The organism is Salipiger sp. ABF4_146, assembly GCF_056161345.1.
Genome location: NZ_JBSWYX010000002.1, coordinates 14465 through 35600 on the forward strand (window position 1 = coordinate 14465; position 21136 = coordinate 35600).

The 21136-nt window shown below is 67.9% G+C and carries 19 protein-coding genes and 1 tRNA gene; 11 read left to right on the plus strand and 9 right to left on the minus strand.

Translation table 11 applies throughout. From position 1 onward, the window contains the following. Positions 1-65 precede the first annotated feature (65 nt). From ACXAJT_RS02845 to ACXAJT_RS02865, 5 genes are all read right to left on the minus strand, one after another. Positions 66-677, minus strand: coding sequence for a ferric reductase-like transmembrane domain-containing protein (locus tag ACXAJT_RS02845; RefSeq protein ID WP_475232811.1), 612 nt, complete (start codon positions 675-677; stop codon positions 66-68). A 4-nt stretch (positions 678-681) separates the two neighbouring features. Beyond that, on the minus strand, positions 682-1170 hold the full coding sequence (locus tag ACXAJT_RS02850) for a twin-arginine translocation pathway signal (RefSeq protein WP_475232813.1): 489 nt from the start codon (positions 1168-1170) through the stop codon (positions 682-684). A 325-nt stretch (positions 1171-1495) separates the two neighbouring features. Beyond that, entirely contained in the window at positions 1496-2806 is a 1311-nt protein-coding gene (locus ACXAJT_RS02855) for an O-antigen ligase family protein (protein WP_475232815.1), read from the minus strand. Continuing rightward, positions 2803-4269, minus strand: coding sequence for a GumC domain-containing protein (locus tag ACXAJT_RS02860; RefSeq protein WP_475232818.1), 1467 nt, complete (start codon positions 4267-4269; stop codon positions 2803-2805). The genes ACXAJT_RS02855 and ACXAJT_RS02860 overlap by 4 nt, the downstream gene beginning before the upstream one ends. A 155-nt stretch (positions 4270-4424) precedes the next feature. Beyond that, positions 4425-5039: a response regulator transcription factor gene (locus ACXAJT_RS02865; protein WP_475232820.1), complete on the minus strand. Its 615-nt coding sequence runs from the start codon at positions 5037-5039 to the stop codon at positions 4425-4427. Positions 5040-5287: 248 nt separating this feature from the next. Here ACXAJT_RS02865 and ACXAJT_RS02870 point away from each other — a divergent pair, with 248 nt between their 5' ends. After that, positions 5288-6691 (plus strand): WecB/TagA/CpsF family glycosyltransferase, encoded by a 1404-nt coding sequence (locus ACXAJT_RS02870; protein ID WP_475232822.1) that lies wholly within the window; start codon positions 5288-5290, stop codon positions 6689-6691. A gap of 101 nt (positions 6692-6792) precedes the next feature. On the opposite strand, the gene ACXAJT_RS02875 is transcribed toward ACXAJT_RS02870, so the two are convergent. Further along, complete coding sequence (locus ACXAJT_RS02875) at positions 6793-8004, minus strand: polysaccharide biosynthesis/export family protein (protein ID WP_475232824.1); 1212 nt, start codon at positions 8002-8004, stop codon at positions 6793-6795. 210 nt (positions 8005-8214) lie between these two features. Here ACXAJT_RS02875 and ACXAJT_RS02880 point away from each other — a divergent pair, with 210 nt between their 5' ends. From ACXAJT_RS02880 to ACXAJT_RS02895, 4 genes are read left to right on the plus strand one after another with little or no spacing between them, the layout of a single operon-like run. Beyond that, a complete protein-coding gene (locus ACXAJT_RS02880) occupies positions 8215-9462 on the plus strand; it encodes an oligosaccharide flippase family protein (protein ID WP_475232826.1) in 1248 nt (415 codons plus the stop codon). A 3-nt stretch (positions 9463-9465) separates the two neighbouring features. Next, a complete protein-coding gene (locus tag ACXAJT_RS02885; protein WP_475232828.1) occupies positions 9466-10386 on the plus strand; it encodes a glycosyltransferase family 2 protein in 921 nt (306 codons plus the stop codon). A gap of 27 nt (positions 10387-10413) precedes the next feature. Continuing rightward, entirely contained in the window at positions 10414-11427 is a 1014-nt protein-coding gene (locus ACXAJT_RS02890; protein ID WP_475232830.1) for a glycosyltransferase family 2 protein, read from the plus strand. A 14-nt stretch (positions 11428-11441) separates the two neighbouring features. After that, positions 11442-12503 (plus strand): glycosyltransferase, encoded by a 1062-nt coding sequence (locus tag ACXAJT_RS02895; RefSeq protein ID WP_475232832.1) that lies wholly within the window; start codon positions 11442-11444, stop codon positions 12501-12503. Positions 12504-12637: 134 nt separating this feature from the next. On the opposite strand, the gene ACXAJT_RS02900 is transcribed toward ACXAJT_RS02895, so the two are convergent. Further along, a tRNA-Ser gene (locus ACXAJT_RS02900) sits at positions 12638-12727 on the minus strand. A 474-nt stretch (positions 12728-13201) separates the two neighbouring features. On the opposite strand from ACXAJT_RS02900, the gene ACXAJT_RS02905 reads away from it, so the two are divergent. Genes ACXAJT_RS02905 through ACXAJT_RS02920 form a run of 4 tightly spaced genes read left to right on the plus strand, consistent with a single transcriptional unit; the run spans position 13202 to position 17074 of the window. Further along, a complete protein-coding gene (locus tag ACXAJT_RS02905; protein ID WP_475232835.1) occupies positions 13202-14074 on the plus strand; it encodes an SPOR domain-containing protein in 873 nt (290 codons plus the stop codon). 47 nt (positions 14075-14121) lie between these two features. Next, positions 14122-15321, plus strand: coding sequence for a D-alanyl-D-alanine carboxypeptidase family protein (locus ACXAJT_RS02910; protein WP_475232839.1), 1200 nt, complete (start codon positions 14122-14124; stop codon positions 15319-15321). Next, on the plus strand, positions 15318-15956 hold the full coding sequence (gene tmk, locus ACXAJT_RS02915; RefSeq protein WP_475232841.1) for a dTMP kinase: 639 nt from the start codon (positions 15318-15320) through the stop codon (positions 15954-15956). Before ACXAJT_RS02910 ends, tmk begins: the two co-directional genes overlap by 4 nt. Next, positions 15953-17074: a DNA polymerase III subunit delta' gene (locus ACXAJT_RS02920; RefSeq protein ID WP_475232844.1), complete on the plus strand. Its 1122-nt coding sequence runs from the start codon at positions 15953-15955 to the stop codon at positions 17072-17074. Before tmk ends, ACXAJT_RS02920 begins: the two co-directional genes overlap by 4 nt. 119 nt (positions 17075-17193) lie before the next feature. Here ACXAJT_RS02920 and ACXAJT_RS02925 read toward each other — a convergent pair whose 3' ends face one another. After that, on the minus strand, positions 17194-18258 hold the full coding sequence (locus ACXAJT_RS02925; RefSeq protein WP_475232848.1) for an Mrp/NBP35 family ATP-binding protein: 1065 nt from the start codon (positions 18256-18258) through the stop codon (positions 17194-17196). A gap of 248 nt (positions 18259-18506) precedes the next feature. On the opposite strand from ACXAJT_RS02925, the gene ACXAJT_RS02930 reads away from it, so the two are divergent. Then, complete coding sequence (locus tag ACXAJT_RS02930; RefSeq protein WP_475232851.1) at positions 18507-18710, plus strand: DUF1127 domain-containing protein; 204 nt, start codon at positions 18507-18509, stop codon at positions 18708-18710. On the opposite strand, the gene ACXAJT_RS02935 is transcribed toward ACXAJT_RS02930, so the two are convergent. Next, positions 18698-19375, minus strand: a complete 678-nt coding sequence (locus tag ACXAJT_RS02935) for a hypothetical protein (RefSeq protein ID WP_475232853.1) — start codon at positions 19373-19375, stop codon at positions 18698-18700. The genes ACXAJT_RS02930 and ACXAJT_RS02935 overlap by 13 nt on opposite strands. Before the next feature lie 133 nt (positions 19376-19508). On the opposite strand from ACXAJT_RS02935, the gene ACXAJT_RS02940 reads away from it, so the two are divergent. Continuing rightward, entirely contained in the window at positions 19509-21050 is a 1542-nt protein-coding gene (locus ACXAJT_RS02940; protein WP_475232856.1) for a hypothetical protein, read from the plus strand. Positions 21051-21136 lie beyond the last annotated feature (86 nt).

Here is a 21136-nt window from a genome sequence, read left to right on the forward strand (position 1 = left end):
CGTGTCAGCCATTCCACAGTGCGGTTTGCAGTGCGGGCGCTGTGCACGCATCGCGCAGCGCCCCGCTACGCGCTGCGGCGCCGCAGAAATGAGCGACGCACCCGCAGCACCCCCGCCAGCGTCGCCAGCAGCACCCCGGCGCACAGCATGGCTTTCGACAGCGGCTCCATCGTGCCCTCGATCAGCAGCGCATGCACCACGGTGCAGATCACGATCAGCGCGGCAAGCGCTCGGTGGCACAGGCGCCAGCCGCGGCCACGTCTGCGGCGCAGTGCCAGCGCGGCTGCGGCGAAGACCGCCCACATCGCCACCACGCCCCATGCCGAGAACGGCGTCGGCGACGCAAAGAGCAGCGCATCGACGACATCTGGCGGGCTGGTGAGCCAAAGCCCCGCAACGTGAAGCGCCACCAGCAGCGCCAGCGCCGCGCCAGTCCACAGATGCACCCGCCGCCCCCTTCTGCCCTGCAGGCCGGGCAAAGCGCCGAGCGCAAGCAGCGGCTGCAGCAGCAACAGCGCCATAGCGGCGATCCCGGCAAAGCCCGCAGCGATATAGACCGGCTGGCGCCACGCCAGCAGCGGGCTCGCCGCCGCCGCAAGGATGGGCACCGCGATAAGCAGGGCCAACGCGCCCCAGATCAGCGCCGACCGCGCGCGTCCGCCGGTGTTCAACGCCAAAGCGTCACACCGGCTGCAGAACGAAATGCGCCTCAAGGCTGGTGTCGCGCGCGCTGGTCATCACCGGGCGCAGAAACACCGTCTCGAAGGCACCGCTGTCATAGGCCAGATGGCCATGCGGCTGGCCGAAGGCCGGAACGATCTGCGGCATTTCCAGCCGGAACACCCCCTGCGCGTCGGTGAGCGTCGCGCCGTGGCTTTGCGGGTCGCGCTCGTGCCCTTCGGTGGTGTGCGCCCAGATCTGGATACGCTGACCCGCCAGCGGGGCGCCGTCACCGGCGCGGCGCACGGTGCCGGTCATCCAGAACCCGCCGCTGCCGATCCGCTCGACCAGCGGCGCGCCGGGGCGGTAGTTGTTGGACCCGCCGCGCATGGAGCGCGTCGGCGTCAACGCCTGCGCCCGCGCCGGAACGCGCAGCCCCGAGACGCCGCTGACCAGCAAAGCGCCACCGGCAACGAGCAATTTTCTACGGTTATGCAGGACGTGGGTCATAAGAAACCTCCTGACAGACAAGCTCAACCGTCACCGGCATGATCGCCGGCGCGCCTTGAGGCTAGCCCGGAAAGCTATTTTCCCAAACCGTCCCGGCCCGACGCGGACCGCACCTCTGGCCACAATCCCGTGAGGGCGCCCCGAGGTGGTGTGCGCATTAAGGTCTAGGCAGATCGGGGAGCCGCAGTCTTCCCGCGCCCGCAATCTGCACCGTGCTGGCCTTGCCCCCGGCAATCGCGTCTACGAACGTCGAGTCCATTGGCGGGGTCAGTCGTCTAACCGCGCCGCGGTGAAGCCCGACGGCTTTCAGCGATGACACTGCCCGCTAGGCGCGCTGCGGGCCGTCCGCCTCTCGCGCATCGGCAGTCCCCGCCATCTCGCGCAGATGCACTCCCAGCAGCAGCAAGGCGGGCCAGAACATATACGCCTCGATCTCGAGGTTCTCGCCAAAGGACAGCAGCACCAGCGTCATCAGGATGCCCAGCGGCAGGCGTCCGCGTGGATGGCGCGCGGCGTCCACCAGCGTCACCGCGATATGCGCCAGCAGCGGCACCAGCAGCGCACCGAAGCCCACCAGCCCCTTCACAAAGAGCAACCCATACCACGTGTGGTGACTTCCGATGGGCATGTATTCCACCAGATGCGGCCCCGGCTGCACGGTGCCATGGCCGAACCAAGGCGCCTCTTCGCGCCAGCGCTCGAAGGCGATGCGCTGCAGGGTCTCGCGCACCCGCGTGCTGTCGGCGCGCGCGCCCTTGAAGGCGGCGACCCCCGCCTGCGCGCTGGCAAGCAGCCAACTGCCCAGCACCGCAAGCGAGGCGGTCACCCCCGACAGCGCCAGCCACGCGGCGCTGCGCAGCACCAACGGCAGCATGCGGGGTCCGACCGTGCAGGCAACCAGACCGACGAGCCCCATGCGCGATTTCGACGCGAGGATCATCAGCACCCCGGCGCCGATGCCCGCGCCGCGCCAGCCCCGGTGCTTTTCCTCAAGCGCGAAGAGCACCATCACCACGCCCAGTAGCGCGGCAAAGGGCGACCACGGCAGATAGAACTGCCAGCGCGGCGTCCAGGAGGCGGGATCATAGGTGAAGAAATAGACCGAGAAATACTCCGGACCCGGCCCACCTATGGCCTTCAGCGGCGAGGTGAAGATGCGCTCCGGCAGTCCGATATAGGGCGCCGCAAGCAGCAGAGGCGACAGGGCGAGCGTCCAGAACCCGATGGCGCATTGGCCGCGGATCAGCACCTCGCGCCGGATCGGCAGCACCGCGCCGGCAAAGATGAACAACGCCACCAGCGCCCAGCCCTTGGCCCAGCCGATTGAGGACTTGATCGTCTGCTTGAGGCCAAGCCCCCAGCCCAGATGCCCGCCCCAAAGCGCGATCAGCATCACCAGCATCCCCGCCATCCAGAGCCAGACAAGCCCCGGCACCGGGCCGGTCGCGCGCAGATCGGCGCGGATCGCGGGCCCGAGGTAGAGCGCCAGTGCCGCCAGCCCGGCAAACACCCAGCCCAGCACTGGCCCGACGACGTAAAGCGCTCCGAGCGCGTAGAACACCCATGTCATCACCATGGCCCGCCACGCCAGCGCTTCGGGCAGGGTCAGACCCTCGGGGCGCGCCCGCCCTGTCATGGCGCGCCCATGGGCCGGGCAAGGATGCGGCCGATCAGCGGACGCCGGATCCACGCAAGGAACAGGCCGAAGAGCAGCATCATCGTCGCCGCCCCCCCCGCCGCGAGCGCAAGCTTGCGGTTGGGCGAACTCGGGCGATCGGGCAGCGAGGGATTTTCCAGAACCTGTACCAGCGGATAGGAGGCATAGATGTCTGCCTTGCTCGACTGCGAGCGCGCGATGGCCGAGGCGAAAACCGCTTCGGCCACGGAAAAATCGCGCTGCATGTCCTCGAGACGTGCGGCGACCGGCGCCAGCGCGGCAAGATGCGCGGCCTCTGTCTCAAGACGTGCTGCCATCGCGTCATGCTCCGAGCGCAGCCCGCGGCGCGCGGCGTCTTCGCGCACCAGTTCGGCCAGAAGTTCGGCGCGGGCCCCCGGCTGCGCCAGATCGAGCGCGGCCACGGCATCAGGTGCAAGGCCGGTCAACGCCACGGCGCGGCTTCGGGCCATGGCCTGCGCCGAGCGCAGAGCATCCTGCGCGGCAGTGACGTCGGGGTGGCGCGCGCCGAAACGCGAACGGGCCTCTGCAAGCGCGGCCGTATGCAGGGCAATCTCGTCGAGCAGCGCAACGTAATCGGCATCGGCGTAAAGCTTGATGCTCACCGCCGCCTGATCCGGCGCGATCCCGAGGCTGCGCGACAGGGACGAGACCGCCTCCTGCTTCTGCGCAAGCTCCGAGGCGAGCCCGGCAACCTCGGTGCGCAGCACATCCGTCGCCGCGACAAGCCGCTCGTATTGCGCGGGCGACACCAGTCCTGTTTCGCTCTGCAGCGAGGCGATGGTCGCCCGCGTGTCGGCCACCGAACCCCGGTAATCCTCGATCGCGGCGAGCGCGCCGGTCTCGCGCACCGACAACTCGTCATGGCGCAGCGCATCCACCTCGGAAAAGAACGCTTGGCGCACCGCCTCGGTCCGGGCGCGGGCGGCCTCGGGCGTGGCGCCCTTCATCTGCACGCGGATGAGGCCGGTCTGGTCCACCAGTTCGACCTTGGGCCGCCCGATCTCGCGCATGTCCTCGCCAAGCGATCTGGCGGCGGCGTCAAGAATACGGTCGGCGCTGAGCAAGCGCTTGTAGGTTTCCGTCGGGCTGATCGAGTTCGAGGCGAAGGCGGAGTTGGCAAAGGACGAGGCCTGACCGATCTCCGCCAGATTCACCGAGGCCGCCGCGCCAGACCCCGGCAGGATCAGGGACATTTCCGAACTGAAGCTGAGCGGTGCCTTCTTCAGATAGGTGGTGATTGGCCCCCAGATCGCGATCGCGCCAAGCGTGCCGAGGATCAGGTACCGCGGCAGACGCACGATGTCGCCGGGCCGTCCGCCGCCGAAGAGCCGCCCCAAGGACAGCTCGCGCGGCGGCGTGCGCAGGATCCCCGGGATCGGGGCGGAACGGCGGGCCGTGCCATTGGCGGTCGTGTCGGACATGGGCGATCTCCTTTGCCCGACACTCTACGCGGGCCAGCCCCCGCGGTCGCTTTCGCGCCCGGATAGCACCGGGCCGAGAGGGAGAAAGCGGCTGGCTGAAGGCATCGATGGGCTATCCGAAGGGATCGCCGTCGCGCCCCCGGTTCCGGTGAAGATCAGGCCAGCCCGACCTCGCGCGCGATCAGCGCCGCCTGCGTGCGGTTGGTGGCCCCGATCTTGCGGTAGAGCGTTTTCATGTGCAGCTTGATCGTGGGCTCCTGCAGATCGAGATCACGGGCGATCTGCTTGTTCGACTTGCCTTCTGTCAGCCCTTTGGCCACCTGCCGCTCGCGTTTCGACAGCTTTTCGGCCAGCGGGTGATCCGCCCTCGCCTCGGGCCCGTTGAGAAACTCGATCGGCGCATAGACCTCGCCCATCGCCATGAACCGCACGGCGTTGACAAGGCTGCGCGCGGTCAGCGTTTTGGGAATGAAACCGGACGCGCCCAGTGCCAGTGCCTTTTCCGCCACCTCGCGGCGTGCCTCGCCCGAGATCAGCGCAACGCGCGGTGCATCGGGCCGCTTGAGCAGGGTTTCGAGCCCGCTCAACCCGGCCATCTGCGGCATGTTGAAATCCAGCACCACCAGATCGAAAGGGCCATCTCGGTCGATCATCCTTTCAGCCTCGCCAAAGCTTGCGGCGGTGACCACGGTAATGTCGCTGGCGGTTTCAAAAAACATCACCAGCGTATCTCGCAGCAGGTCATGATCGTCGGCAATCAGCATGCGCATGGGTTCTCCCTAGCCTCTCAACGGCCCCTCCACCGCACGACAAGATAGCGCAAAAGCACGCTTAGGTTGTCAAAAATGTGACTCTCGATCCACCAGAACAGTCCCCCTATCCCGAGGGATTGGATTTAGATCCGCGCAGATGGCTTTCCATCTTTCAGGCGCGCGCCGGTCTCCCGACGCTCCGTTGAAGCGCACCTCCGTCTCGGCAAGTTTCGCTGAACCAAGTTTTTGCCCGAGGGAGGACCCCGATGAAACACACAGCACAGACAGAGTTCGCGCTGCCCCATGTCGGGGCCGTTCACTGCCCGATCAAGGGCACCACAGGCCTGCAGCGCCAGAGGGTTCTGGGCGTGCCGGTGATTGATGCCACGCCGGGCGCCGCGCTCGATGCCGCGCTCTCGCCCGGTCGTCGGACCATCGCCTTCATGAACGCCCATTGTGCCAATGTGATGGCGGGCGATCCGCATTACGCGGACGCCCTGCGCCGCGCCGACATGGTGCTGCCCGACGGCATCGGCGTCGATCTCGCCACCCGTATGCGCGGCCAAAAGCTGGCGGCGAATCTCAACGGTACGGACTTTGTCCCGGCCCTCCTGCGCACAGCGTGCGAGCGCGGCCTGTCGGTCTTTCTCTTCGGCGGCACCCCCGGAACGGCAGAGCGCGCCGCGGCGCGGCTGTGCCATGATATCCCCGGGCTTCGGGTGGTGGGCACCCGCGACGGCTATGCCGGGGCCGCCGACGACGAGGAGGCCATCGCAGCGATCAATGCCTCGGGCGCAGACATCCTTCTGGTCGCCATGGGCGTGCCACGGCAGGATCTCTGGCTGGCGCGCAACGCCCAGCGCCTCGCCCCGCGTATCCATCTCGGGGTCGGTGCCCTGCTCGACTTTCTTGCCGGAAACGTTCGCCGCGCCCCGGAACCGCTGCGCAAGGCCCGCTGCGAATGGATGTGGCGCCTTGCCATGGAGCCGCGGCGCATGGCAGGCCGCTACCTTGTCGGCAATGCCACCTTCCTTGCCCGCGCTGCGCTCTATGCGCTGCGGTCGGTCGATGCCGCCGATCTGCGCAAGCGGGCGCTGGACTTGGGGCTTGCCGGTCTGGCGGCTGTCGCGCTTGGCCCTATCCTGCTGCTGATCGCGCTGGCCATCCGGCTCGACAGCCGCGGTCCTGCGCTCTACCGGCAAACCCGTGTCGGCAAGGACGGTGTGCCGTTTTCGGTGCTGAAGTTCCGCTCGATGTATATGGACGCCGAGGCGCGCCGCGCGGCCTTGCTCGCGCAGTCGGACCGGGCGGGCCTGTGCTTCAAGTCGAAGAACGACCCGCGCGTGACACGCATCGGGCGGCTGCTGCGGCGCAGTTCGATCGACGAGTTGCCGCAGATCTTCAACGTGCTTCGGGGCGAGATGTCGCTCGTCGGGCCCCGCCCCGCCCTGCCGCAGGAGGTCGCGGCCTACCCCGGGCATGCGCTGGGTCGGCTGAAGGTGAAGCCGGGCATCACCGGGCTGTGGCAGGTCTCTGGCCGCGCCGACATTTCGTTCGAGAAGATGATCGACATGGACCTCGCCTATGGCGCAAGCCGCTCCACCCTGCTCGACCTGATGCTCATCTTTCTGACTTTCCGCACCGTGCTTTCGGGCCGCGGCGCATACTGAGGCCCTGTTCCCCCAGCGGGCCTTCGACGGCGTGACCTCCAAGACCAAAGGCCCGGCGCGTTTCCAGCGGCGGGCCTTCTGGCATCTTTTGTCCAAAGGGATCAGCGCAGGAAAGACACCACCCCGATGATCCCCAGCAGGCGCGCCACCTCGGTGATATTGGTCACCGTGCTGTCGTAGCAGGCGATCGAGTCGCCGGGCAGCAGATAGGGATCATAGTCGTCGCGGTCGGCGCGGCGCAGCAGATCCTCGATATTGCGCTCGATGACAGCCGACACGCCGGTCTGCGGGTTGCGCGAGAACAGCACCGCCGAGCGGTCGGCGCTGGTGGCACGCGGCCCGCCCACACAGTTGGTATCGACCACCGCCTGCAGGTAGCGCGTGCCCCATGGCACCTCGCGCACCTCGCGGCCGATCGCGGACTCGGCATTGCCACTGGCCGGTTGCGTCAGGTTCGACAGGTAGAGCGACACGCCCGGCGGGCTGATCGGCGAGGGTCGCATGAGGTCTTCCTGAAAGCACTGACGGCTTGGCACGCGGACCTCGTCGCCGGTGACCAGCATGACATCGACCACATTGCGCCCTTCAAAGACCCCCCGCATGTCAAGCTTGTACACCTGTCCGCCGCGCCGCAGTTCCACCGCCGAGATATCCGCATCCGGGCGCACCCCGCCCGCCGCGCGCAGCGCCGCCGACAGGTTGCGGGCCTCGGTCGAGGCCCCCATGGCATTGATCCGGATGGTGTCGCGCTGGTCGGCGCCAACGCCGCCGATCTCGACCTGATGCGGCTCGAAGACCGCGCCGGACACGCCAACGCTGACCGACGCCAGATCGAGCACGCGGACCGAGATGCGCGGGCGATCGTCATAGAATTGCTCGGCGCGCAGGGCGGCGGCAAGCATGTCCTCGATCTCGTCGACGGTGCGCCCCTGAGCCGGGAGCGCCTCCAGAAACGGCAGCCGAACGGTGCCGTCGCGCGACACTTCATAGGATCCATTGAAGGTTTCGTCTTGCTCGACCCGGATATCCAGAAGATCGCCCCGCGTGAGCCGTTCACCACGCAGCGCGGCCGCTGCAAGGCCACTGCCCTTGCCATCGCCGCCACCAAGGTAGGCGCGGCAGGCCTGTGCATTGATCGCTGGCGAACGCAGGTATTGGGCGTTGCTGCGGCTGACCTCCGGTGCGCGCCACTGTGCCTGATAGTCGAGCCCTTCTGCCACCGGGGCAAGATTGTCCGGACGATCGAAACTGGCACAGCCGGTGGCTGCCAAAAACGCCAAAATCGAAGCGGCCTTAAGACTTGGCTGGAACACGCGAACTCTCCGTCGAAACGTCGGGGCGGTGAGGCCCGTCTCAGTGTTAGGCAATCGCAAGAGAGGGATCCACGGTCCCGGCAGCGTTAACCGAATATCCCATCGGATTAACGCCTGTCCGTGGGCAGCGTGCAACTGTCCCGCGGCGCAGGCGACGGGCACGCCTCATTTGCGGCAAATTCCAAGGACCAGAAACCAGAGGTCCCGCCGATGTTTGCCCCACGCCCCCTCCGCGCCCTGTCCGGCGGTCCGCTCGCCCGGAACCTGCTGTCCTATGGTGCCTCCGAGGTGGCGGCCAAAGCCTCGCGCTTGCTGGTCGTCATCGCCGTGGCCCGCACCATGCAGGCCGAGGCCATCGGGGTCGCCGCCGCGGCGCTGGCGGCGGCGGACATCCTCAAGGCGCTGACCGAGAACGGCGTGGGCCAGAGGATCATCGCCGCGCCAGAACAGCAGCTGGAGGCTACCTGCACCACCGCGCGGCGTATCTTCTTGCTGTGGTGCTGCGGGCTGTGCGGGCTGCAGCTGAGCGTCGCCGCCGGTCTTGTCCTGCTGGGAGGCAGCGCTCTGCTCGGGGGTCTGATCGCGCTTCTGGCGCTGGAGTATCTCTTCATGCCCGCCGGGCTGGTGCAGGCCGCTCTGGCGATGCGCGAGGGTAAGATGCAGCAGACCGCCGCCATCGCGGGCGGTCAGGTGGTCGGCGCCAACCTCATGGCGGCCCTGCTGGCCCTGCTCTGGCCCGGCGCGCTAGCGCTGGTGCTGCCGCGGCTGCTGGCGGCCCCGATCTGGCTGATCTGCATGCGCCGCCTGCGGCCTTGGGCACCCTCCACCCACAAAGGCGCTGCCGTATCGGAGTTCACCGGCTTCGGTGCCACGGTTCTGGCCATCGAAATCGTCAAGGCGCTGCGCCTGCAGGCCGACAAGCTTCTCATCGGTCTGCTCATGGGGCCGGAGATGCTGGGTCTCTATTTCCTCGCCTTCAACGCTGGGCTCGGTCTTGCCTCCTCGTTCTCGGTCGCACTGTCCGTAGTGATCTTCCCGCATCTGTGCCGCGCCCCCGACCGGGCCGAGGCACTGCGGCAGAGCATCGTTCTCGGCCTCGCGGTGATTTCGCCGCTGGTGATCCTGCAGGCCCTGCTTGCCCCTGTCTACGTGCCGATGCTGTTCGGCGATGGCTGGGAGGGCATCGCCGACGTGGTGAGCATCCTGTGCCTCGCCGCGATCCCGATGAGCCTCTGGTCCAGCGCCGCGGGCTGGCTGCGGGCCGAAGCGCGCACCGGCGCGGAACTGCGGGCCACCGCCCTGCTCACCGCCGCCCTGCTGCTCAACACGGCGGTGATGGCCCCCTTCGGCCTGACCGCGCTGGCCTGGGGGTATCTCGTCACCGCCTGCGTCACCATGGGCGCCGCCTCGCTGCCCGCGCTCGTCGCAGGTTTCGCCCCGCGCCCGCAAAGGACCTGATCCATGCCCCGCTTTTCGATCATCATCCCCTGCTATCAGGCCGAGGCCACCGTCGGTGCCACGCTGGCCAGCATCCGCAAACAGAGCTTCTCCGACTGGCAGGCGCTCTGCATCGACGACGGATCGAGCGACGCCACCGGCGCCCTGCTGCGCCTTGCGGCTGCGGCTGACCCGCGCATCCGCGTGCTGCAGAACCCCGGCAAGGGGCCTTCGGACGCCCGCAATCACGCCGCGCAGCAGGCAACCGGTGATATCCTCGCCTTCTGCGACGCCGACGACCTGTGGAGCGCCGACAAGCTTGAGGTGCTCAATGCCGCCTTTCGCGACCCCGCGTGCGACGGCGCCTTCGGCCGGATCGCCTTTTTCGAGAGGCAGCCGGAGGATGCGCGTTCGGTCTCTAGCGTGCCCGCCGCGCCGCTGAGCATCCCGATGCTGCTGGGCGAGAACCCTGTGTGCACCATGTCGAACATCGCGGTTCGCGCCTCGGTCTTTGCCCGCAGCGGCGGGCTAAGCCGCGACATGGTCCACAACGAAGACCTCGACTGGTTGATCCGTCTGGTCGGCGGCGGCGCGCGCATTACTCCGATCGATCGCATCCTGGTGCATTACCGGGTCTCGCCCGCGGGCCTGTCCGCCGACCTCGACGCCATGCGCGCCGGGCGCGCGGCGGCCCTGCAGAGCGCCGCACGGTTCGGCTTTCGCCCAGACCCCGGTGCCGAAGCCGTGCACCTGCGCTATCTCGCGCGGCGCGCGCTGCGGGTTGGGCTTGGCGGAACAACCGCGCTGGCGCTCGCGCTTCGCGGCCTTGCCCTCGCCCCGGCCAGCTTCCTCCGGCCCTGGCGGCGCGGCGGCGGCACTTTGGCTGGCGCGCTGATCGCCCCCGTCCTGCCCGCCGCGCTGCGCCGCGCCCTGTTTTCCCGCTGACCCTGCCTTTCGCCAAGGAGCCGTCCCATGCCGCACACCACGCGCCAAGCGCATACCCCGCGCGCCTCGATCGTCGTCCCCGCCTTCAACGCCGCAGGCACGCTTGATGCGACCCTGACCAGCCTGCGGGTGCAGACCTTTGCCGACCTCGAGATCATTGTCATAGACGACGGCTCGACCGACGCCACCGCCGAGATCGCGGCGCGGGCCGCCACCGCGGACCCGCGCGTGCGCCTCGTCCGGCAGGCGAACCGCGGTCTTTCCGGTGCCCGCAACAGCGGCATCGCTGCAGCCCGCGCCCCCTATATCGGCTTTTGCGATGCAGATGACCAATGGGCCCCCGAAAAGCTCGAGGCGCATGTGGCCCATCTCGATGGTAACCCGCTTCTGGGACTGTCGTTCTCCGGGTCGCTGCTGATGAGTGAAACCGGCGCGTTGATGCGCCGTGTGCAGCGGCCCCGCCTGAAAGGCATCGGGGCCACACATATCTTCAAGCGCAACCCGGTGGGCAATGGCTCGGTCCCGGTGCTGCGCCGCGCCGCGCTCGAGGCCATTGCCTGGCGCCCCGCGGAAGAGCACGAACGAGACTGGGTCTTCGACGAGACGTTCCGGCAATCCGAGGACATCGAGTGCTGGCTGCGCCTCGCGCTGAGCACCGATTGGGAGATCGAGGGCATTCCCGGCCTGCTGACCCGCTACCGCATCACCACCGGCGGGCTCAGCGCCGCGACCGACCGACAGTTCGCCGCATGGGAGCACATGGTCGAGAAACTGACACCGCTGGACCCGCATTTCTTTGCCCGGCACGCCCCGGCCGCGCGCGCCTACCAACTGCGCTATCTGGCCCGGCGCGCGGTGAGCGACGGGCGCGGCGCGCAGGCGCGCAGGCTGCTGCGCCAATCGCTGGCAAGCTCGGCGCGGCCTTTGATCGAAGAGCCGCTGCGCTCGGCGGTGACCCTTGCCGCCGCGCTTCTGATTGATGGGCCGCTCGGCCGCATCCTCCACAAGGCTGCCACGCGACCGGCTGCCGCCACCCCCTGAAGGATCCCAGACCGATGACCCTTTTCAGCACCTTCCCCAACGCAACCGCGGCTCACCGCCCGCGGGTGGTCCACCTCATCGACGACACCACCCCGGGCGGGGTGATGCGCTATCTCGACTTCCTGCGCGGCGATGCCGATCTGGCCGCCCACGCGGAACATGTCATCCGCCCCGTCAGCCGCGCCGAGCTAGGCCGGCTGACGCTGCCGGCCGCGATCATCGTCTCGCATCTGTCGATCAGCTGGCGGGCCCTGCCCGGGCTCATCGCGCTGCGCGCCCGCCATGCGGGAACCCGGCTGATCCAAGTCGAGCACAGCTACACAGCAAGCTTCACGGCGCTGAACGTGCCCAGCAAGGCACGGTTCTTCACGCTTCTGCGCAGCGCCTATGCGCTTTTCGACACAGTCGTCGCGGTCAGCGCCGCGCAGGGCGAGTGGCTGCGGGCGCGCGGCCTTGTGGCATGGGAGCGGCTGGAGATCGTCCGCCCGCTGGTCGATCTTTCGGCCTTCGTTGCCCTGCCCGCCCCGCGCGCGCATCCGCGGGTGATCGGCGCCTTCGGACGGCTCGACCGGCAGAAGGGATTCGATACGCTGATCTCAGCCTTCCGCGCGATCCCCGATCCGGACAAGGCCCTCCACATCTACGGCGCCGGCGGTGATCTGGCGGCGCTGGCCGCGCAGGCCACCGGAGACCCGCGCATCCGCTTCCGTGGCCATGTCTCTGACCCCGCCCGCGCCATGGCTGAGGTCGATATGGTGGTGATGCCATCGCGCTGGGAGGCCTACGGCATTGCCGCGCTCGAAGCCCGGGTGGCCGGACGCCCGCTGGTGACCACCTGCGTTGACGGGCTGCGCGATCACGCAGGTCCCGGCGTAACGCAAGTGTCCCCCGGGGCCTGCGCACACCTTGCCGAGCGGTTGCGCAACCCGGCCTGCACCGGGCTGACAGCGGCAGACCGCCAAGGGCTCGCGGCCGAGGCGGCCGCCGCGACGCGGCGTGGCTGGATGAGGCTGATCGAGGCCCACGATGCGCTCATTCCGGGTGGGATCGCTCAGGAAACCGCTCAAGCCTGCTAAGATGATGACGGCGGCGCGCGTGCAGGGCCGCCGTCTGACCACATCCCTGAGATCGCCTCACAAAAATCTCCGGGTACCGGGCAGAGCCCCACGGGTGGCAATCAACGCCAACCTACGCAGCAAGCAGAGGTAAGTGGCGGAGGCTCAGGGATTCGAACCCTGGGGACGCTCTCACGCCCAACGGTTTTCAAGACCGCCGCATTCGACCACTCTGCCAAACCTCCGGTGGCACCGACCTAGCGTGCCTTTTCCGATTCTAGAACAGGCTTTCCGGGAAAATCCGCCGATCACGGCTTTGAAGGCTTTTCTTGATCACAGCCAGCAGGTACGATCCCGCGAAAACCGGGACGGCCCGGTTCGCTTCCGCTCCGCCAGACCCGCCCAAGCCGGGCGCAAAAGGCAGGCGCCCAAAGGCGCCGCGGCAGGTGAGGCAAGGCCCCCGGCACATCGAAGGGACATCCGGCGACAGAGTATCCGGCAAGGCGCGACAGACGCCACCGGTCAGGCGGACGACACAGGCGGGACGACAGGGGGCACCTATGAGCAAGGCCAATGCAGCGCGGCCGATGGCGGCGGGTTGGAATACGGACAGCAGGTCACACCACAGCCGGCATATCGGCAGCACGCAGAGCCTTCGCGCAACTGCGATAAGCGCGCGCGCGGCCAAGGCCGGAAATGTCGGCACGGGCTGGACGAGCGTGGCCGCTCTGCTGGGTGTTTTCGCCCTTGGTGCCTGCAGCGATGCGCAGATGCCCGGCTTTCTCAAAGCCGGTGCTGAGAGCGGCAGCGAAACCGCTGCTGGTGCCGCCTCCACCGAGCGCGACATCGAAGCCCCTGAGGTGTTCCAGACTACCGAGGCGGGCCTCTGGGACGGGCGCCCGTCGCTGGGCGGCGTCTGGGTCGCGCATCCCGATGTAACCGAGCCCGAGCGGGTGATCATCCGCAACGAAAGCAATGGCCAGTTCGTCATCGGCGCGCTGTTCCGCCGCGAACGCATGAGCCCCGGACCGCGCCTGCAGGTGTCGTCCGACGCCGCCGCCGCGATCGGCATGCTGGCGGGCGAGCCGGTGAACCTCAACGTGGTCGCCCTGCGCCGCGAAGAAGGCCCCGCGCAGCCCGAGGAAGGCACCGGCCCTGCCGGGGTCGAAGCCACCACCCTGTCGGAAACGCCCGAGGTTGAAGAAGCCACGCTCGATCCGGTGACCGCCGGCGCCGCTGCCGCGATCGAAGCCGCGCCCGCAGAGACTCCGGCAGACGCTCCGGCAGAGGCCGCAAGCCCGGCGCCCGCAGCCAGCGTACCCTCTGCGCCGGCTCCCGCGCCGAAGCCTGCGTCGTCGTTGTCGCGCCCCTATGTGCAGATCGGCATCTTCAGCATCGAGCAGAACGCCCAGAACACCGCGACGGCGATGCGTCAGGCCGGCATGGTGCCGACGGTGAAAAAGCAGACCAGTTCGGGCAAGACCTTCTGGCGCGTTCTGGTTGGCCCGGCGCAGGACAAGGCCGAGCTTGACGCGCTGCTGAGCAAGATCAAGGGCACCGGGTTTTCCGATGCCTACGCCGTGACGAACTGACCAGACGATCCGACGACCAGACCGGAGCCACAGCACAGGAGCCGCCCATGCGCCGCCCGACGAGCCCCTTTCCGAGCCTTTCCTTGCGTCGCCTGCTGACCGGGGCCGCCACTGCGGCACTGCTCGCCACCAGCGCGCAGGCCTTCGACACCAGCGCCCGCACCGCCTTTGTGCTGGACTACACCACCGGCACGGTGCTTATGGCCAAGGACGCGGACAAAGCGGTGCCGCCCGCCTCGATGTCGAAGCTGATGACGCTCTACATGGCCTTCGAGGCAATCCGCGACGGGCGGCTCGAGCTTGACGAGACGCTGCCGGTCTCGTCGCACGCCATGTCCTATGGCGGCTCGACCATGTTTCTCGACACCACCGACCGGGTGAAGGTCGAGGATCTGCTGCGCGGGATCATCGTGCTGTCGGGCAATGACGCCTGCGCGGTCATCGCCGAGGCGCTGTCGCCGAACGGCACCGAGGCCGGGTTTGCCGATCTGATGACCCGCCGCGCGCAGCAATTGGGCATGACCAACTCTACCTTCGCCAATGCCTCGGGCTGGCCCGCCGACGGCCATGTGATGTCGATGCGCGATCTGACGCTGCTGGCCCGGCACATCATCGAAGACTTCCCCGAGTTCTACCCGATCTTCGCCGAGCGCCGCTTCGAGTTCGACGGGCGCGCCCCGCAGAACGTGCGCAACCGCAACCCCCTGCTGCGCCTCGACATCGGTGCCGACGGGCTGAAAACGGGCCACACGCAGGAAGCGGGATACGGCCTTGTCGGCTCGGCCAAACAGGGCGACCGCCGGGTGATCTTTGCCATCGCCGGGCTCGACAGCGAGCGCGCCCGCGCCGAGGAGAGCGAAGCGATCGTCAACTGGGCGTTTCGCCAGTTCGCCGAGCGCAAACTGATCGAGAAGGGTCAGGAAGTCGCCCGCGCAGATGTCTTCCTCGGGGCGCAGGAAAGCGTTGGGCTGGTCGCCCGCGAGGATATCGAGATGCTGATCCCGGTGACGCCGGGCACCGAACTGGGCGCCGAGGTGGTCTATACCGGCCCGCTGCAAGCGCCGATCACCGCTGGCCAGCAGCTGGCCGAGTTGATCATCACCCCCGAGGGGCTGCCCGAGCACCGCGTGCCGCTCTTTGCCGCCGAAGACGTGCCGTCGGGCGGCTTTCTCAAGCGGATGATGGTGGTCAGCAACAATCTGATCGGTCGCCTGCAGACCCCCGCCGAGACCACGGAGGCGATGTGACAAGCACCGAGGGGCGCGGCCTCTTCATCAGTTTCGAGGGAATCGACGGCTCGGGCAAATCCACGCAGGCGCGGCTGCTGCAGGCCGCGCTCAGAGAGGCCGGGCGCGAAGCCGTGCTGACGCGCGAGCCGGGCGGCTCGCCCGGGGCCGAGGAGATCCGCGCGCTTGTGCTGCAGGGCGATCCCGACCGCTGGTCCGCCGAAACCGAACTGCTGCTGTTCACTGCCGCGCGCCGCGACCATCTCGAACGGCTGATCCGCCCTGCCCTCGCAGCGGGCAAGCTGGTGATCTGCGACCGTTTCGCCGACAGCAGCCGCATGTATCAGGGCCTGTCGCGCGGCGATCTGCGCGCCAAGGTCGACGCGCTGCACGATCTGATGATCGGCACGGAACCCGACCTGACCTTCCTCATCGACATGGACCCCGCCGCCGGGCTGGCCCGCGCCAAGGCCCGCGCCACCGAAGAAGAGCGCTTCGAGGATTTCGGCGTGGAACTGCAAGAGCGCATGCGCGCCGGCTACCTCGCGCTGGCCAGGGAGTTCCCCGAGCGCTTCATCGTGATCGACGGCAATCGCACGCCCGACGAGGTGGCCGCCGACATCCACGCCCGGCTCGAGCCCCATCTGACCGCATGAGCGCCGAGGACGACATCCCCGAAGCGGACCGCGTCGAGGGCGCGCCGCACCCGCGCGAGACCTTCCGCCTGTTCGGGCAGGACCGGGCGCAGGCCGATTTCCTCGCGGCGTTCAACTCGGGCCGGCTGCACCACGGCTGGCTGATCACCGGGCCGCGCGGGCTTGGCAAGGCGACGCTGGCGTGGACCATCGCCCGCTTTCTGCTGGCCACGCCCGAGCAGGAGGACGATGGTCTCTTCGGCGCTCCGCCACCGCCCGGCAACCTGATGATCGACCCCGAGCACCCGGTGGCGCACCGCGTGCACGCGCTGTCGGAGCCGCGGCTGCACCTGCTGCGCCGCAGCTGGGACAGCAAGACCAAGAAGCTGCGCAGCATCATCACCGTGGAAGAGGTGCGCGCGCTGAAAAAGTTCTTCTCGCTGTCCTCGGCCGACGGCGGGCGCCGGGTGGTGATCATCGACAGCGCCGACGAGATGAACCCCAACGCCGCCAACGCGATCCTCAAGCTGCTCGAAGAGCCGCCCGCCAACACCGTGCTGCTGATGATCAGCCACCAGCCCTCGCGGCTGCTGCCGACCATCCGCTCGCGCTGCCGCGAGTTGCGGCTGGCGCCGCTGGGCCCGCAGGACATGGCGCGCGCGCTCGAACAAGCCGGTGCACAGGTGGCACCGCAAGAGGCCGAGGCCCTGGCCGAACTCTCCGCAGGCTCGGTGGGCGAGGCGCTGCGGCTGCTGAACCTCGACGGGCTGAAGCTCTATTCCGATCTGGTCTCCCTGGCGGGCACCCTGCCCCGCCTCGACCGGCCGCGCGCCATCGCGCTTGGCGAAAGCGCCGCCGGCAAGGGCCGCGAGGCGCGGCTCGACCTGATGCTGACGTTGACCGACCGGCTGATGGCGCGGCTCGCGCGCGCCGGTGTCACCGGCATGCCGCCGCGCGCCGAGGCCGCACCGAACGAGACAGAGGTGTTGATGCGCCTCGCCCCGCATCCCGGCGCGGGCCGGGCCTGGGCGCAGCTGGCGCAGGACGCGGGCGAGCGCGCGCGCCACGCCCGCGCGGTGAACGTCGATCCGGCGGCGCTGGTGCTCGATCTGCTGCTGCAGATGCGCAAGGCGGGCTGAGGGGCCGGGATAGAGGGGGCGCTGCCCCCCGCCGCGGCTGCGCCGCGACTCCCCCGGCGTATTTTCAAAGAGAAGAAGGGCACGGGGTTTGGCCCGGCCCCATCTGGTGAGAGTGGCGTTTAGACGGTGCCGGTCTCGATCAGATCGCGCGCCAGCTTTGCGTAGGCCTGCGCCATGACGCCGTCTCCCAGCGCCACCGGCGCGCCGCTGTCACCGGCAAGACGGGTGTCGAGATCGATCGGCAGCTGCGCCAGTACCGGCAGGCTGAGGCGCTCGGCCTCGCTGGCGACACCGCCGTGGCCGAAGATATGGCTCTCGCGCCCGCAGTCAGGGCAAACGAAAACCGACATGTTCTCGATCAGCCCCAGCATCGGCACGTTCAGCGTGGCGAACGCGTCGAGCGCCTTCTTGGCGTCGATCAGAGCCACATCCTGCGGCGTCGACACCACGATGGCGCCATCAAGCTCGGACTTCTGGCCGAGCGACAGCTGCACGTCGCCGGTGCCCGGCGGCAGGTCTATCAGCAGGACATCAAGCTCGCCCCACTCCACCTGCATCAGCATCTGCTGCAACGCGCCCATCAGCATCGGGCCGCGCCAGACCACCGCCTTGTCCTCGGGCAGCATCACACCGATCGACATCAGCGTGACGCCATGCGCCTCCAGCGGAATGATCGTCTTGCCATCGGGCGAGGCCGGACGCTTCGACACGCCGAACATGCGCGGCTGCGACGGGCCGTGGATGTCGGCATCCAGCAGCCCCACCTTTTTGCCCGCACGCGCCAGCGCCACCGCAAGGTTCGACGAGACGGTTGATTTGCCCACCCCGCCCTTGCCGGACCCGATGGCGATCATCTTCTTCACGCCCGGCGGCGCCATGCGGCCCTCTTGCGGCTTGGCGTGGCCGCCCATCTTCAGCGACGGTGCCTTCGGCGCCTGCGTCGGGGCCGAGAGCACCACCGTCGCCGAACTGGCACCGGGCAGCTGCGCCACCTGCGCCTCGACCACGGCGCGGAACCCTTCCATCTGTCGCGCGATCTCGGCGCTCGGCGCCTCGATGACAAAGCGCACGTGGCCGCCATCGACGCTGAGCGCTCGAATCATATCGCGCGACACCGGGTTGCCGCCGCCGGGCAATTCGAAGCTTTCCAAGAGCGCCATGGTAGCGTCGGACAATTGGGTCATAGTTACTTCCTTTCCCTCAGCGCATGGTGACCTTTCGTCATCTTGCGCTACGCGCAGAGCACGTCAATTTATCGCCTATTTTCTACGCATACACCCGCGAAGATGCGCATTCCAAAGTGGTTTTCACCATGCAATCTGCGCATAGCGGCATTGAACCGGGGCGGGATTGTGCACTCGCAGCAATTGGCCCATCTATTGGGGCAAGAAACGACAGACGCAACCATTCAGCCACACGGGCACAGACGCACATGGCATTCGCAACCGACACCACCCGCATCGAAGCTCGCACCGGCGGCCTTCTCGAGACGCTCCGCACTGCCCTCGCTCGCCGTCGCCTGTACAAGCAGACCTTCAGCGAGCTGGCTTCGCTGAGCAACCGCGAACTGAGCGATCTTGGGCTGCACCGCTCGATGATCCGCCGGATCGCTTATCAGGCCGCCTACGAGGCGTAAGAATTCGAACACGTCCCGGTTCTCTCCTCCTCCCTGAGCCGGTTCGTTACGGCGGTGACCTCTCTCCTCCTCCCTGAGGTCACCGCCACAAAGATACGGGGCAACGGATCCACCACCGGCCCCAGACATCGACAGCCCCTCTCCTCCTCCCTGGGGCATCGATACAGCGGCGATCTCTCTCCTCCTCCCTGAGATCGCCGCACCAGTTTCAAGGGCCTCCGGGCCCGACCTATTCGGAGCCCCTCTCCTCCTCCCTGGGGTAACGATGCAGCGGCGGTCTCTCTCCTCCTCCCTGAGACCGCCGCACCAGTTTCAAGGGCCTTCGGGCCCGACCTATTCGGAGCCCCTCTCCTCCTCCCTGGGGCAACGATACCGCGGCGGTCTCTCTCCTCCTCCCTGAGACCGCCGCACCTCATAAAGGGCCGCATGCGGTCCAGAAGCTTCGGAGTCCCTCTCCTCCTCCCTGGGACTTTGATGCAGCGGCGATCTCTCTCCTCCTCCCTGAGATCGTCGCACCTTATAGGGCCCTTGCGGGCCCGTTCAGATCGGAAGCCCTTCTTCTCCTCCTCCTCGGGCTTTCGTGACACGGAAACGGCGGTGCCTCTCCTCCTCCCTGGCACCGCCGTTTTTCTTTTCCGGCACAAAAAAATGTCTGCGGATTTCACCTGCGCATCGGGCCGCTTGGCCGCCTGTCGCGCCGAGATCGCCTTGCGTTTAACAAAGCTGTAACCCCCGCCTCCAATCTCGGTCCCAAGACCCAAAAGCTTGGGCACATACCGCAACGAACAGGGGCGCAGCATGGACAGGCATATCGTGATCGCAGGACAGGGGCGCTCTGGCAGCACACTGTTCTACAACATGCTGCGCAACACGCTGAAGGGCTATGGCATGTTCGACCGCGAGATACCCGCGGCCAGCGTTATCAATCAGCCCGGCAACCAGTGCACAAAGCGCCCGTTCGACATCTTCGATCTGCCGAAGCTGTTTCAGGCCAACCGCGGGCGCAAGCGGATCGACCTGATCTGCATGCTCCGCGATCCGCGCGACATCCTGACCAGCCGCCACCGCTCGGTTCCGGACGACTACTTCGTCGCCGCCGACAATTGCTGGTTCGTCCCCGAAGGGCGCACCCCCGCCTTCACCGCGCCGGGGTTTCTGCCAGTGCATGAAGCCTGCATGCGGATCAGCAGCTCGGGCCTGTTTCCGCAGGGCATCTTCTTTCTCAAGTACGAAGACCTTGTGCGCGATCCAGAGGCGGTGCAGCAGATGCTGGCCGAAGGACTGGGGCTCACCTTCGAAGGGCGCTTCAGCGATTTTCACAAAGCCGAGATCCCGCAGCGCCTACAACGTGCCCTGAACGGCGTGCGCGAGGTCGACACCGGACGGCAGCGCAAATGGGCCAAACCCGAGCACCGCGCCCGCATCATCGACCAATTCACCCGCTTTCCGCAGTTGCACGACGTGCTGCAGCAGCTGGGCTATGAAGAAGACCGCAGCTGGTTCGAGGACCTCCAGCGTGAGGTGCAGCACGGCGCCCCCTGCGCCCCTGAGGTAGACGATGCTCCAGAAGAGACGGCCAAAGCACCGCTGCCGGTGACCGGCTCCATCCTAGATCACCCGGCAATCCCGGTGCTCTATGAAGATGAGACCGTCAAGATCAGCGGGATCGACGGCACCGGTCCGCAGTGTCTCGTCACCTTCGTCGGTGTCGGGCACGGCCTTGGCGGCATCGACCACCAGAGCGAGGAATTCCGCAAGCTGTCGGCGGGGGGATGGGGCCCGCAGCTTTTTGTCTTCGACAAGACCCGCAGCTGGGGCAACGCGCTGGACCCCGACCTGCTGGCCCGCGTCACGGCACCGCATCGCGCCGGGCGCAAGGTCACCACGCTGGGCCTGAGCATGGGCGGGTTTCTGGCGGCGCAGATGTCGCGCCCGCTTGGCGCGGCGCGCTGCATCGCACTGGCACCGCAATACTCGGTTCACCCCGAGATCGCGCCCTTCGACACCCGCTGGAGCCGCTATTCCGACCAGATCAAGGCGTGGCGGCAGCCCTCGCTGATGGGCAGCTTCGACCCGGCCTGCCACTATGACCTGATCTTCCCGGACCTGCCGGTCGAGATGGCGCATGCGGAACGCTTCCCGCAAGCGTCAAACATCCGCCGCTTCAGCGTGCCCTCTGACAATCACAACGTCGCCGCGACCCTCAAGGCGCGCGGCCAGCTTTACCCGCTGCTTGAGGCGCTGCTGGGCGAGGACATGGCCGAGGCCCTGCCGCACTTCTGCCAGCGCGGCACCGGCGCGTGGCATGTCGCGCCCGAGGCCGCAGCCGCCGCCAGCTGAGGTGTAACCAGCCCCGTACCCTGGCCTGTGCCCCCGGATCACCGCGCCAACAGCACGGGGCGCTTTCCCTTTCCCCAGCCATTGGG

Bases quoted from the DNA above. Each gene is read 5' to 3' on its own strand.
- ACXAJT_RS02850 (WP_475232813.1), bottom strand. From the start codon at position 1,170: ATGACCCACGTCCTGCATAACCGTAGAAAATTGCTCGTTGCCGGTGGC.
- ACXAJT_RS02855 (WP_475232815.1), bottom strand. From the start codon at position 2,806: ATGACAGGGCGGGCGCGCCCCGAGGGTCTGACCCTGCCCGAAGCGCTG.
- ACXAJT_RS02860 (WP_475232818.1), bottom strand. From the start codon at position 4,269: ATGTCCGACACGACCGCCAATGGCACGGCCCGCCGTTCCGCCCCGATC.
- ACXAJT_RS02865 (WP_475232820.1), bottom strand. From the start codon at position 5,039: ATGCGCATGCTGATTGCCGACGATCATGACCTGCTGCGAGATACGCTG.
- ACXAJT_RS02870 (WP_475232822.1), top strand. From the start codon at position 5,288: ATGAAACACACAGCACAGACAGAGTTCGCGCTGCCCCATGTCGGGGCC.
- ACXAJT_RS02880 (WP_475232826.1), top strand. From the start codon at position 8,215: ATGTTTGCCCCACGCCCCCTCCGCGCCCTGTCCGGCGGTCCGCTCGCC.
- ACXAJT_RS02885 (WP_475232828.1), top strand. From the start codon at position 9,466: ATGCCCCGCTTTTCGATCATCATCCCCTGCTATCAGGCCGAGGCCACC.
- ACXAJT_RS02890 (WP_475232830.1), top strand. From the start codon at position 10,414: ATGCCGCACACCACGCGCCAAGCGCATACCCCGCGCGCCTCGATCGTC.
- ACXAJT_RS02895 (WP_475232832.1), top strand. From the start codon at position 11,442: ATGACCCTTTTCAGCACCTTCCCCAACGCAACCGCGGCTCACCGCCCG.
- ACXAJT_RS02910 (WP_475232839.1), top strand. From the start codon at position 14,122: ATGCGCCGCCCGACGAGCCCCTTTCCGAGCCTTTCCTTGCGTCGCCTG.
- ACXAJT_RS02920 (WP_475232844.1), top strand. From the start codon at position 15,953: ATGAGCGCCGAGGACGACATCCCCGAAGCGGACCGCGTCGAGGGCGCG.
- ACXAJT_RS02925 (WP_475232848.1), bottom strand. From the start codon at position 18,258: ATGACCCAATTGTCCGACGCTACCATGGCGCTCTTGGAAAGCTTCGAA.
- ACXAJT_RS02930 (WP_475232851.1), top strand. From the start codon at position 18,507: ATGGCATTCGCAACCGACACCACCCGCATCGAAGCTCGCACCGGCGGC.
- ACXAJT_RS02940 (WP_475232856.1), top strand. From the start codon at position 19,509: ATGGACAGGCATATCGTGATCGCAGGACAGGGGCGCTCTGGCAGCACA.